The sequence below is a fragment of the Novosphingobium sp. AAP93 genome (assembly GCF_001296055.1).
In the GTDB taxonomy this organism is placed as follows: domain Bacteria; phylum Pseudomonadota; class Alphaproteobacteria; order Sphingomonadales; family Sphingomonadaceae; genus Novosphingobium.
Genome location: NZ_LJHZ01000096.1, coordinates 46,148 through 58,815, shown reverse-complemented (window position 1 = coordinate 58,815; position 12,668 = coordinate 46,148). Strand labels below are relative to the sequence as shown.

General features: G+C 65.0%; 8 protein-coding genes. 4 read left to right on the top strand and 4 right to left on the bottom strand.

Translation table 11 applies throughout. The annotated features are described in order from the left end of the window. Positions 1–18: 18 nt before the first annotated feature. Entirely contained in the window at positions 19–1,257 is a 1,239-nt protein-coding gene (locus tag IP83_RS14515) for a serine hydrolase (protein ID WP_054122943.1), read from the bottom strand. Further along, a complete protein-coding gene (locus IP83_RS14510) occupies positions 1,254–2,087 on the bottom strand; it encodes an acyl-CoA thioesterase II (RefSeq protein ID WP_231625061.1) in 834 nt (277 codons plus the stop codon). Before IP83_RS14510 ends, IP83_RS14515 begins: the two co-directional genes overlap by 4 nt. A 230-nt stretch (positions 2,088–2,317) precedes the next feature. Here IP83_RS14510 and IP83_RS14505 point away from each other — a divergent pair, with 230 nt between their 5' ends. The 3 genes from IP83_RS14505 (at position 2,318) to IP83_RS14495 (ending at position 6,122) form a co-directional block, all read left to right on the top strand. Continuing rightward, positions 2,318–4,075 carry a class I adenylate-forming enzyme family protein gene (locus IP83_RS14505; protein ID WP_054122942.1) on the top strand — a complete coding sequence of 586 codons (1,758 nt, stop codon included), beginning with the start codon at positions 2,318–2,320 and terminating at the stop codon, positions 4,073–4,075. A 57-nt stretch (positions 4,076–4,132) separates the two neighbouring features. Beyond that, on the top strand, positions 4,133–4,555 hold the full coding sequence (locus tag IP83_RS14500; RefSeq protein ID WP_054122941.1) for a GFA family protein: 423 nt from the start codon (positions 4,133–4,135) through the stop codon (positions 4,553–4,555). Between the two features lie 139 nt (positions 4,556–4,694). Further along, entirely contained in the window at positions 4,695–6,122 is a 1,428-nt protein-coding gene (locus tag IP83_RS14495; RefSeq protein WP_054122940.1) for an SRPBCC family protein, read from the top strand. A gap of 18 nt (positions 6,123–6,140) precedes the next feature. On the opposite strand, the gene IP83_RS14490 is transcribed toward IP83_RS14495, so the two are convergent. Beyond that, the gene (locus IP83_RS14490) at positions 6,141–7,151 is read right to left on the bottom strand and encodes an NADP-dependent oxidoreductase (protein ID WP_054123015.1); all 1,011 of its coding nucleotides are present in this window, start codon (positions 7,149–7,151) and stop codon (positions 6,141–6,143) included. Between the two features lie 154 nt (positions 7,152–7,305). Here IP83_RS14490 and IP83_RS14485 point away from each other — a divergent pair, with 154 nt between their 5' ends. Beyond that, a complete protein-coding gene (locus IP83_RS14485; protein WP_231625060.1) occupies positions 7,306–9,459 on the top strand; it encodes a molybdopterin-dependent oxidoreductase in 2,154 nt (717 codons plus the stop codon). A gap of 442 nt (positions 9,460–9,901) precedes the next feature. Here IP83_RS14485 and IP83_RS14480 read toward each other — a convergent pair whose 3' ends face one another. Next, positions 9,902–12,499 carry a TonB-dependent receptor gene (locus IP83_RS14480; RefSeq protein ID WP_197274384.1) on the bottom strand — a complete coding sequence of 866 codons (2,598 nt, stop codon included), beginning with the start codon at positions 12,497–12,499 and terminating at the stop codon, positions 9,902–9,904. Positions 12,500–12,668 lie beyond the last annotated feature (169 nt).

Genomic DNA, 12,668 nt, shown 5'->3' with positions numbered 1-12,668 from the left:
AGGTCTCCTTGGAAGCGATCAGGCGTGACTGTGGGTCATCGCCGAATAGACCAGCGTCTTGAGCTGGCGGCGGATGGGATAGCTCGACGAGGGGAACAGCTGGGTCATGAAGACCATGTGCAGTTTCTCGACCGGATCGATGAAGAAGGCGGTGGAATGGATGCCGCCCCAGTGGAATTCACCCTTGGTCCCGGGGATCAGCGTCTTGGCTGGATCGACCACGACGCCGAAGCCAAGGCCGAAGCCGACACCGGCATTGCCGGATTCGCTGAACAGCGCCTTCGACAGCGTTGTGAGGTCCGCACCACCCGGAAGGTGGTTGCTCGCCATCAGCGCCAGCGTCTTGGGCGAGATGAGCGGTCCCCCGCCCTTCGCCAGCGCGCCGCAGAAGCGGTGGTAGTCCGCAGTGGTCGACAGCAGCCCACCGCCGCCGCTTTCGAAGCGCGGCTCGCGCAAGGTGTTCGATTTCTCCGCATGGTCGATCAGCGTGGGCGCGCCGAGCGGGTTCCAGGCCCAGCTGTCGGTCAGGCGGTGGGCCTTCTCGGGCGGGCAGTGGAAGCCGGTATCGACCATGCCGAGCGGGGCGAAAATGCGCGTGGCAAAAAACTGGCCGAGGCTCATGCCGGAAAGGCGCGCGACGATCACGCCGAGAACGTCGGTGCTGACCGAGTAGTTCCAGCTCGTGCCGGGATCGAATTCCAGCGGCAGCTTGGCCAGTTCGGCGACGAAGTGGTCGTTCCCCGGCAGCGAGGCGTGCCCGTCGAGCCTGCCCTTGCGATAGGCCGCATCGACATTGGTGCGGTTCTGGATGCCGTAGGTGAGGCCCGACATATGCGTGAGGAGGTCCACCATGCGCATCGGGTTGGTGGCCGCGCGCGTCGGGAAGAACAGCGCATCGCCGCCACCGCCGTTGTAGATGCCAAGCCCGGCGAACTCGGGGATGACCTTGGTGACCGGATCGTCGAGCGCGACTTTGCCTTCCTCCAGCAGCATCATGAACGCCACGCTGGTGAGCGGCTTGGTCATCGAGGCGATGCGGAAGATCGCATCCTCGCCCAGCGGCCTGCCATCGGCGCGGGCCTTGCCGGTGGTGAAGCGGTGGAAGGCCTCGCCATCGCGCGCGATCAGCAGGTCTGCATTCGGCAGCAGCCCGGGTGTGACGTAGCGCTCTTCGAGGAACGCGCCGATGCGGGCGAGGCGGGCTGCGTCGAAGCCATGGGCGGCGGGGTCTGCCAAAGTCAGATCAGGCGCGATCATCCGAACACCGCCACCGATTGCAGGCCGTGCATCACTTCCACGCCTTCGCTGTTCCACAGCCGCAAGGTCTCGCTGCTGAAGCCGTTGGCCATGTGGTTGGATCTGGTCTCCAGGAGCCACCAGCCATCGCGCGTAGGCGGCACCTCGCCGAGGATCGTTAGCGCCCAGGTGATCGAACTGATCGGCCCCATGCGCTGCATCGCGCGCGCAGACCCCGGCGGCAGGGCATCGCCGATGCCGACAAGCTCGCCGACGGGATCGAGGCCGGAGCGGTCCTTGAGGCGCACCCAGCGGCGGATCGTACCCGGAGGCGAGCCTTCCGGCGGATCGGCGCGGCGCATGTCCATTCGCGCGGTGAAGGCGGGGGCCATGTCGTTCGCGGTGAGGCGGGGCGAGTCCTCGGGCTGGATCACGTTCGGCAACACGGCGGCGGCGACGGTTCCGTTGCTTTCCCGGCCCGCGCCGAATAGCCAAAGCGTGCGCTGCGCAACTGCGCCGTCGCACAGCAGCGATGTCTCGACTTGCGCCACGCTGCGGCCCTGCCGGAGCATGGTAACCTCGACTTCGAGATGTTCGCCCACCGGGGCCACGAAGCCGACCTGTGCGGCGCGCAAGGGAGGCAGATCGGGGAAGGCAAGCTTGGCGGCGGAATAAGCGATGAACGCCGCCGTCCCGCCATACATCGTGCGGCCTTGCATCCAGCCTGCCGCCCCGTCGAGCTTGAAGCGCCCCTTGCCCAGCGGTTCCAGCTGCGCGGCGAGTGCGCCGAAGCCCATTTCGGCCTCGGCGGATGCATTGCTGGCGGCGTCCGGCTGCTCGGCTTCCGGCAAATCGGCATCCTTCCCACGAATCTTCTTATGCGCCCGGATTAGGTCATCGGAAGGGATCAGGGAAGCGTCTGCGCAGCGCGAAAGGCCGAAAAAATCACGCAATTCCGCCGGGTTCGCTGCCTTCCGCTACGGCAAGCGAGGCTTTCGGACCCCTTGCTGCGAGGCGGGGGCGGCACTAGTCTCCGCGTCAAAGAGGCACTGCCAGAACGAGCAGCGCCCGCGAGGATGTCATGACCGAACAGAGCCCAATCGCGCAAGGAGCGCTTCCCACGATTCCCGCCGGCTGGCCCGTGCATACTCTGGCCGAAATCCGGGCAGAACTCTGCGCGCCGGGCATGCCCTTCGAGATGGAAACGGTCACCATTCGCGGCGTGCCGACGCGCGTGTGGAAGAACGCCTTGCCCAACTTGCGCGGCGTGATGGCGGTCGCGCGGACGCATGGGGCGGCTGACTTTGTCGTTTATGGCGAGGAACGGGTGACCTTCGATGCGTTCCACCGCGCCGTGGCGGCGTTGATGGGCGCTCTGCAGGTGCGCGGCGTGGGCAAGGGTGACCGGGTCGCGCTCGCGATGCGCAACTTGCCGGAATGGCCGGTCGTGTTCATAGCGGCTGCCGCGCTCGGCGCAATCATCGTGCCGCTCAATGCGTGGTGGACGGGCGAGGAACTGGCGTTTGCGCTCGAGGACAGCGGCGCGAAGCTGCTTGTCGCCGATGCCGACCGCTGGAGCCGGATCGCACCGCATACTGAAGGCCTGCCGCTCAAGAATGTGATCGTTTCGCGCGGCGGCTCGGCCGGGGCGGAGGCGCTGGAAGATATCATCGGCACGCCGCCGACCTGGGATCTGCTGCCTGATGCGGAACTCCCGCCAGCCGCAATCGACAGCGATGATCCCGCCGGCATCTTCTATACCAGTGGCACCACCGGCCGCCCCAAGGGCGCGCTCGGCACGCATCGCAACCTCGTCACCAATATCATGACCAGCGCGTGGAGCGGCGCGCAGACCGCCCGGCGGCGCGGCGAGGGGCTGCCCGAGGCGAAGCGCCGCGTCATCCTGCTGGCCGTTCCGCTGTTTCACGCAACCGCCTATTCGGCAACGCTGATGGGCACGCTGGCTGGCGGAAGCTGCCTCGTGCTGCTCCACAAGTGGGATACGCTCGAGGCCATGCGCCTGATCGAGAAGGAGCGCGTTTCGATGACCGGCGGCGTGCCGTTCATCGCGTGGCAGCTGATCGAACACCCTGACCGGCACAAGTACGATCTTTCCAGCCTCGAAGCCGTGTCCTACGGCGGAGCCCCCTCTGCACCCGAGCTGGTTCAGGCCATCTGGCAGACCTTCGGCGCGCTCCCCGGCAATGGCTGGGGCATGACCGAGACCAGCGCCACGGTGACGCACCATATGGCCGAGGACTACCTCAACCGGCCCTCCAGCTGCGGCCCGGCAGCCCCCGTCGCCAGCCTCGAAATCCGCGCCGATGATGGCGTGACGGTGCTCCCGCCGAACACGGTGGGCGAGCTCTGGGCAAGCGGTCCGATGATCGTTGCCGGCTATTGGAACCGCCCGGAGGCGACCGCGCAGACTTTCGTCAATGGCTGGGTGCGCACGGGCGATCTTGCCAGACTGGATGATGAAGGCTTCTGCACCATCGTCGACCGCGCCAAGGACGTGATCATCCGCGGCGGCGAGAACATCTATTCGATCGAGGTCGAGAACGTGCTCTACGAGCATCCGGCGGTGACCGACGCGGCGCTGGTCGGCATTCCGCACCGCACGCTGGGCGAGGAACCGGCGGCGGTCGTCTATCTCGCACCCGGAACCGAAGCGAGCGAGGAGGAACTCAAGGCCTTCGTCGCGGCGCGGCTTGCCGGTTTCAAGGTGCCGGTGCGGATCGCATTCACCAGCGAGACGCTGCCGCGCAACGCCAATGGGAAGATTCTCAAGAAGGACCTCAAGGCTCTCTTGGCTGCTTCCGGGCTGGCAGAAACGTGAGATGGCGCGCAGCAAAGCCTGTGCGATATAACGGACAAGCAGGAGGGAGACGGGGCAATGACTGAAACTACGGGCGAACGGCGGACGGGCGGATGCCTCTGCGGAGCGGTGCGCTATGAAACCGCATGGCCGCCGCTGCTGACGGGCGTCTGCCATTGCCGCCATTGCCAGAAGCAGGCAGGCACCGCGTTCTCGGTGCTCGTCGCCGTGCCGTTCGCCGCGCTGGAGCGGTCAGGCGAGCTGACGGTCTACGAGGACGGCAGCGAATCCGGCAATCCGGTGATGCGCAAGTTCTGCGGCACATGCGGTTCGCCGGTGTTCAGCGAGACGCCAAGCGGGATGGCGCAGGGCATGATCTTCATCAAGGCGGGCACACTCGACAATCCCGACGAGCTTGAGCCTACCGTGCATTTCTGGACCAACAGCAAGCAGAACTGGGTGACGCTGCCACAAGGTGCGACCCTGCTGGAAAAGCAGTAACCCGCGTCAGTTCGCGCTCCTATCCAATGCGCCAGCTTGTTGGCAGGCGGCGCAGTGGCATTATGCTCACCGTGCAAGACTTGCGCGTCTGGCGAGGGCTGTTCCGCCTTCCCGGCGCCGCCCACAATCAGGACCCGCCATGGCTGACATTGACCCCCAGATCGAACGTTCGGACCGCTGCCCGGGGATCACCTATACAGACATGCTCGCCGTCGATACGCGGCCAGCGCCCGATTACCTCGTGATGGAATCGACGCAGGAGCTTGGCGACGAACCGCTTGACCCGGACCGCTATACCAGCCCCGCGTTCAAGGCGCTCGAAGACGAGAAGATGTGGCCCAACGTGTGGCAGTTCGCCGCGCGGGAAGAGGACATGCCCGATCCGGGCGACACGGTGGTCTACGAGATCAATGACAAGTCGTTCCTGCTTGTCCGCCAGCAGGACGGCAGCGTCCGCGCGTTCTACAACGTGTGCCTCCACCGCGGGCGCAAGCTGCGGCTCGAAGGCGGCCGGGCGATCAATCTGCGCTGCCCGTTCCACGGCTTTACCTGGAACAACGATGGCAGCCTCAAGGAAATCCCCTGCTCGTGGGACTTCAAGCATCTCGAGGACAAGAACCTCTCGCTCCCCGAAGCGCGGGTCGAAAGCTGGCAAGGCTTCATCCTGATCACCGAGAACCACGACCTTCCGTCGTTCCGCGAGTGGATTGGCCCGGGTGTCGAGCACTACGACAACTGGCGGCTGGACGAATGCACCACCGGCGCATGGGTCGCGCGGATCGTTCCGGCCAACTGGAAGGCGGTGGCCGAAGCGTTCATGGAAGCCTGGCATTCGGTCGTCACGCATCCGCAGATCCTGCCGTTCACTGCAGACGCCAACACGCGGTATGACCTCTACGGCGATCACATGAACCGGGCGATCACGCCCAACGGCACCCTTTCGCCCCACCTCAAGGGCAAGGACCAGATGTATGTGATCAACAAGCTCGCCGAATTCCTCGGCGCGGGCGACGGGCGCGGACGGCGCAATGCGGCCGAACCGACCGACCTCAAGGGCTTCGATCCGGAAGATCCGCTGCTGGCGCGCAAGGTGCTGGCGCAGGCCAACCGCGAGGGCTTCGCGGCGATGAACGGGCATGACTACTCGCAGGCCTCGGACAGCGAGATGCTCGACAACCTGACCTACAACATCTTCCCCAACTGGTCGCCGTGGGGCGGCTTCGTGCCCAACATCGTCTACCGCTGGCGGCCGTGGAAGGATGCCGATCACTGCCTGATGGAAGTGCGCATCCTGATGCGCGCGCAGAAGGGCGAGAAGCCAGCGCGCGGGCCGGAGATGTTCATGATCCCGGATGACCAGCCGTTTGCCTATGCCGGGCACCTCATCGGCGCGGCGCTGGCGGGCGTGTTCGATCAGGACATGGAAAACCTGCCGCATGTGCAGGCGGGCATGAAGGCGAGCAAGAACAAGCGGCTCGAACTCGGCCACTATCAGGAAACGCGCATCCGCCAGTTCCACCGCACGATGGACAAGTACATTTCCGGCGAACTGCCGAAGACGGCGTGATGCCGAGGTGGTGGGGCGTCAGAGCTCCACCACCACCTTGCCCACGTTCGCGCCGGTGAACAGCTTGGTGAAGGCGGCCGGGGTCTCCTCCAGCCCGGTGCTCACCTCGAAAGGTAAGCGCAGCTGGCCGGCGGCTGCGAGCTTCGCGAGCTCGGGATTGAACGCCGGTTCGCGGGCGTAGAAATCGGGCGAGAAGAAGCCTTCGATGCGCAGGCGCTTCATCAGCACCTGATCGAAGCGGTAGGGACCCGGTACTGGCCCCTGCGCGATGTAGTTGGTGATGAGACCACAGACCGCGACGCGGCCGAACAGCGCCATGTTGCCCAGCGCCGCATCGAGGACCCGCCCGCCGACGTTGTCGAAGTAGACGTCGATGCCATCGGGGCAGAGGCGCGCGAGTTCGGCTTCGACATCAGCCGACTTGTAGTCGATCGCGCCGTCGAAGTGGTATTCGCCGGTCAGCAAGTCGCACTTGCGCGCGCCGCCTGCGATGCCGATCACGCGACAGCCTCGCGCCTTGGCGATCTGGCCCGCCATCAGCCCGGTGCAGCCTGCGGCGGCGGAGACGACGAACGTCTCGCCCACCTTGGCCGCGCCGGTTTCGACCACGCCGACCCATGCGGTCCAGCCGTTGGCACCGTAGATGCCGACGTATTGCTTGAGATCGGCATGAGCATCGTCGAGCTTGGTGCAATAGGTTGCATCCGGCTCCACGACCGAGAAATCCGCCCACTGGCCGTAGCAGCGCACACGGTCGCCTGTTGTGTAGGCCGGGTGGCGGCTTTCCTCCACCACGCCGAGCACGGTGCCGATCAGCTTGGCGCCTAGCGGCGTGCCGGGCTGGTAGCTGTCCTCGCGGTCGGTCATGTACATGCGGGTGCCGCTGTCCATCGAGAGCACCTTGTTGCGCACGAGGATCTGGCCATCGGCCAGCTGCGGGAGTGCTTCGGTCCTGAGTTCGAAGGCTTCGGCGTAAGCATTGCCGACGGGGCGCCGGGCGAGGAGCCAGTGGCGATTTTCGGTGCTCAAGGTTTGTCCTCCGGTATCGGTGCAGCCTCCATCAAGCCCGGGATCGCCCGGCAATGCCACTGGCGGAATTGAGCGGCCCACCCTCTCTTTCATCAGTGTGCCCAGCCCCCGATTGCCGATAGCTTCCCTATTCAAAATACTGGGGAGATGTACCTTGGCCGATAAGACCCTGCGGACGTTCTGCCGCTTCTGCCACGCCAGCTGCGCGATGCTGGTCGATGTCGAGGGCGACAAGGTGACGGCGGTGCGGGGCGATCCCGAGAACGAGCTGTTCCACGGCTATACCTGCGTGAAGGGCCGCCAGATGCCCGAGATGCACAACCTGCCCGAGCGGCACCTGCGCCCGCTGGTGCGCAAGGGCGGGGTGAAGGGCGCAGAGTTCGTCGAGACTTCGACGGCCGAGGCGCTCAAGCTGGTGGCGGACAAGATCAAGGCGGTGATCGCCGAGCATGGGCCGCATGCGGTGGCGCTCTATTGCGGCACCAATGCCTTCCAGAACAGCGCGGTGCTGGGCACATCCTACGCGCTGGCCGAGGCGATCGGCACGCGCAACTACTATACCAGCGTGACGGTGGACCAGCCGGCCAAGGTCTTCACCACCGCGCGCTACGGCCAGTGGATGGGCGGGCCGAACAACTTCGAGGAATCCGACGTCGTCATGTTCGTCGGCAACAATCCGCTCGTCTCGCACTACACGCCGAGCGGGGGTGTACCGCCGTTCTCGCCCTCGCGGCGCCTGCGCGATGCCAAGGCGCGGGGGATGAAGGTGATCGTGGCGGACCCGCGCCAGAGCGATACCGGCAATCTGGCGGACCTCTACCTGCAGGTGAAGCCGGGCGAGGACCCGGCGCTGCTGGGCGGGATGCTGCATGTGATCATCAAGGAAGGGCTTTACGACCGCAATTTCGTGGCGGCGCATGTCGATGGCTTCGATGCGCTGGCGGACGCGGTGAAGGACTTCACGCCGGAGCTCGCCGGGGAGCGCGCCGGTCTTCCCGCCGAACAGATCGTCGCTGCCGCCCGCATGTTCGCCCGCGCTGCCAAGGGCCGGGTGGTGACCGGGACGGGACCGGAAATGGCGGGCCGCGGCGTGCTCACCGAATACCTCGTGACCGCGCTCAACATTGTCTGCGCGCGGTTCAACCAGGCGGGGGACAAGGTGGCGAACCCGATGGTGTTCATGCCCTTTGCCGCCGGGCCGAAGAAGGCGCAGGTCGCGCCGCCGATGCCGATGTTCGGCGAAGGCTTCGCGCAATCTCGCATCCGGGGGATCGGCAAGCTCGGCACCGAAATGCCCTGCCCGGTGCTGGCGGACGAGATCCTCACACCCGGCGAGGGCCAGGTCAAAGTGCTCATCTCGATCGGCGGCAATCCGGAGATCGCCTTCCCCAACCAGCGCAAGGTTAGGAAAGCCTTGGAAACGCTGGAAATGTTCGTGCAGGTCGATCCCTACATGTCCGCCAGCGCCAAGCGGGCGGACGTGATCCTTGCCCCTTCGATGTGCCTCGAGCGCGAGGACATCAACAACGTCTCGCAGCCCTTCTGCGAGGAGCCTTACGCCCATTATGCCGAGGCGATGGTGCCTGCGCCGGGCGACACGATGGACGAGTACGAGATGCTTTGGTGGATCGCCAAGCACCTCGGGCTGCAACTGCAGCTGCCGGGCGGGCCGTGCTCGATGGAGAGCGTGCCCGACAAGATGACGATGCTCGATCTCATCTCGCACGGTTGCCTCGTCGCGCCGAGCAAGGCGCGGGCGGATTCACAGGCAAGTGCAACGCCGGGCGGGGCGATGTTCTATCCCGAAGTCCATGCGACGATCGCGCCGGCGGACCCTGACGCCACGAACAAGTTCCAGCTTGGCGCGGGCGACATGCCGTCGGCGTTCGCGGGCTATGCGGCGCGGCGGCCCGAGGCGGACGGGTTCGATTTCAAGCTGATCTCGCGCCGTTCGAAGCACCGCTACAACAGCAACGGGCACATCTCCGAGTTCCTCAAGAAGAAGATGCCGACCAATCCGGCCTACATCAATCCGGAGGACCTCGCGGCGCTGGGCGTGGAAGACGGCGCGGTGATCGAGATCGCCTCGCGCGTCGCCTCGATCCATGCCGTTGCCAGCGCCAGCGACAAGGTGCGGCGCGGGGTGATCTCGATGAGCCACGCCTGGGGCAACGACGATGCCGGCAAGGACGACGTGATGGGCATCGGCGCTTCGACCAACCGCCTGATCGACGACATTCAGGACATGGACCCGATCACCGGCCTGCCGCTGCAGAGCGCGATCCCGGTGCGGGTGATCGCGGCCTGAAAGCGGGGGGCAAAAGCGACAAAAGCGACACCGTGTCGCTTTTGGGTGATGCTGTTTTCCTGTTTATTGACAAAGGCTTGTGCGCCTGAAAGCGACAAGGTGACACATATTGCGTGTGTGCGCCTGAACCGACCATTTCAAAGAGCGTGTGGAGTCTGACAGACCGGGTGGGTGTAGGAAAGGGGTAACCGAGCGGGGCTTGTGGCGGCTCTGGATCCCCGCCTGCGCGGGGATGACGAAGAAGGGGAGGGGCGGGGAGGACGAACTAGGAGCGGGGGGTGAACCGCTGCAACTGATACACATCTCGTCATTCCCGCGAAGGCGGGAATCCAGAGCGGACATGCGCTGAGTCCCGCTCCAAAACCCCTGCACCCGAACGAAAAAGGCCGCCCCGGTTTCCCGAGGCGGCCCCTTCATCCGGCGTGGAGTTGCCGCCGGGATCTCAGAACTTGAAGCTGCCCTGGATAAAGATCTGGCGGCCGCGGTTGATGGTGAAGACTTCGTCGTCACCGATCGGAAGGCCATTGGTCGGGCCAGCGAGGAACGGACGACCGCCCGAGGTGTTGACGAAGATCTTGTCGGTGATGTTGTTGCCGACCAGCGCCAGCCTCCACTTGCCATCGGGCGCGCCGACCGAGATCGAGGCGTCGATGGTGGCATAGGCGGGCTGCTGGTAGTCCGTGAAGTTTTCCTGCCGGGTATAGTACTTGCCGCTGTAGGCGACGTTGCCCGAGAGGCCGAGTTCCAGCGCATCGCTGAGCGGTGCGGTGTAGTCGAACGCGATATTGCCGGCGAATTCCGGCGCACGCGCGGCGCGGCGGCCGCGGATGTTGGGATCGTCAGCCGTGCCGAGCACGCCATCCGGGCCGGTGCCGGTGAAGAAGTCCCGCGTGAACTTCGCATTGGTATAGGCGAGCGAGCCGAACAGGCGCAGGCCATCGACCGGCGGGCGCCAGCTGAAATCGACGTCGATGCCCTTGGTGCTGAGCTGACCGGCATTGGTGGTGACGAACTGGATCGTCGTCGCGTTGAAGTTCTGCACCTGCAGGTTGTTGAACACGTAGTAGTACGCCGTGGCGTTGAACGTGATCGTGCGGTTGGCCAGCTGCGACTTGAAGCCGATTTCGCCGCCCTTGCTGGTTTCCGACTTGAAGATCAGCCCGTTGGCTGCGGCCTGGAACTTGTCGGGAATCAGGAAGTTGGCGAGGTTGCTCGAGGGCAGCGCACTGTTGTCGATGCCGCCCGACTTGTAGCCGGTCTTGAACGCGGCATAGACGTTGAAGTCCGGGTTGACCTTGTAGCGCAGCGTGACTTCCGGCGACCAGTTGCTGTCATTGAACTTGATCGGCGGTGTCTTGAAGCCGCTCGGCACGAAGCCGAACACCGTCGACAGGAAGGTGTGCATGTAGGGAATTTCGATCGTGTTGACCTTGTCTTCCTTGGTGTAGCGGACGCCGCCAGTCAGCTCGAGCTTGTCGGTGATGTCATAGGTCGCGCTGCCGAAGAGCGAATAGGTGTTGGTCTTCGTGCGGTGCTTCTTGAAGTAGTCGAACGTATTGCCGGTCACCGGATCGGGGAACAGCAGCGAGGCATTGAACGCCTGCTGCGACGTATCGAACTTGATCACGCGGCTTTCGTAGAAGGCGCCGAGCTGGAAATTGATCGGACCATCATAGCTGCTGACAAGGCGCAGTTCCTGGGTGAACTGGGCGGTCTTGTTGACAGGGTCGCTGCCGCCGACACCCTGCGGCGAACCGGGGGCGTTGACCGCTGCCAGCGCGGGGGCTGAGAACGCCAGCAGGGCCGGCGGCAGAACGCCCGCCAGCGGCGAGAGATCGAGCGGAAGCCCGTTCGGACGGAAAGCCGGGCCGACACCGAGATAGCTGTAGGAATCGAAGTCGAGCGCCTTGAGGTTGAGGTAGCCCGTGGTCGAGACCAGCTTGAGGTTGTCGCCGAGCTTGGCGTCCATCTTCAGGCGGGTGAAGAACACGTCCGTCTGGCCGAAGGGATGGCCCGGATAGCGGCCGCCCGCAGCGCCGCTGCCATCGGGGAACTTGCGGACCAGCGCCGGCGAGGGATCGGACGTGGTGACGTACTTGTCGAGCGGCTTGCAATCCGCGTTCGAGGGGATCGCGATCGCGGCAGGCCCGAGGAAGCTGAACAGCACGACCTCGTCCGCACGGCCGTTCTTGCCGCAGGAAACGTCGGCGGTACCGATCGCGCCGTCGTTCGTGTTGCGCGTGTAGGTGGCCTTGAGGTTGGCGGTGAAGTCGCTCGACGGTTCCCACTGCAGGGTGACGCGGCCGACGAAATCGGTGAGGCCGCGGTTGCGCAGCTTGGCCGGGGTCGTCGGGTTGATCTTCACGTATTCCTTGACGTCGTTGTACTGGCCGGCGACGCGGATGCCCAGCGTATCGGTGAGCGGGCCCGAGACGTAGCCGCTGACGAGATAGCCCTTCTCTTCGAACTCATAGGAAGCGCTGCCGCCGTACTGCCAGGTCTTGGTCGGATCGGCGGTGCGGATCTGGATGACGCCGGCCGAGGCGCTCTTGCCGAAGTAGAGCGACTGCGGGCCCTTGAGCACGTCGATCTGCGCCGGATCGGCAAAGCCCGCCTGCAGGAGGCGGCTGGTGGAAACCTGCACGCCGTCGAAATCGATCGCCACGGCGCTGTCGAACGCGGCGGAAATGTTGGACGAGCCGACACCGCGCAAGCTGATCTGCGCACCTGCGCCCGAACCGCCGACCTGGACGTTGAGCGTTGGGATGCGGCTGACGATGTCAGCCGGCTTGGTGACGTTGTATTTGGTGAGCGTGTTCGCGCTGATCGCGGTGATCGTCAGCGGCACGTTCTGCAGCGATTCCGCGTCGCGACGGGCGAACACGGTGATTTCCTCGGTCGTCGCCGGCGCGTCACTGGCGGCGGCACCTTCCGCCGGAGCCGCAGCATCGGCAGCATGAGCCAGCCCCGGCAGCATCAGTGAAGTGGCAGCAGCACCAGCAAAAAGCGCGGCGCGAAACGGCGACACGAGTGTCCTCATCCCCATAGCAATCCTCCCAACTTTGTGTTGGCGAATATCTTGCTGTAATTGCTAGATTTTCCGCCTACAATCCCGTGTACTAAGCTAGGGTGCGGGGGGCGAACAGCAACTATCAGAAATAGGGACAGGCAGCGGGTTTTTGTGCGCGGTGTTGCTGCAAAAACGCACG

Excerpts from the sequence above, each read along its gene's own strand:
- IP83_RS14495 (WP_054122940.1), top strand. The coding sequence starts at position 4,695 with ATGGCTGACATTGACCCCCAGATCGAACGTTCGGACCGCTGCCCGGGG.
- IP83_RS14480 (WP_197274384.1), bottom strand. The coding sequence starts at position 12,499 with ATGAGGACACTCGTGTCGCCGTTTCGCGCCGCGCTTTTTGCTGGTGCT.
- IP83_RS14500 (WP_054122941.1), top strand. The coding sequence starts at position 4,133 with ATGACTGAAACTACGGGCGAACGGCGGACGGGCGGATGCCTCTGCGGA.
- IP83_RS14505 (WP_054122942.1), top strand. The coding sequence starts at position 2,318 with ATGACCGAACAGAGCCCAATCGCGCAAGGAGCGCTTCCCACGATTCCC.
- IP83_RS14515 (WP_054122943.1), bottom strand. The coding sequence starts at position 1,257 with ATGATCGCGCCTGATCTGACTTTGGCAGACCCCGCCGCCCATGGCTTC.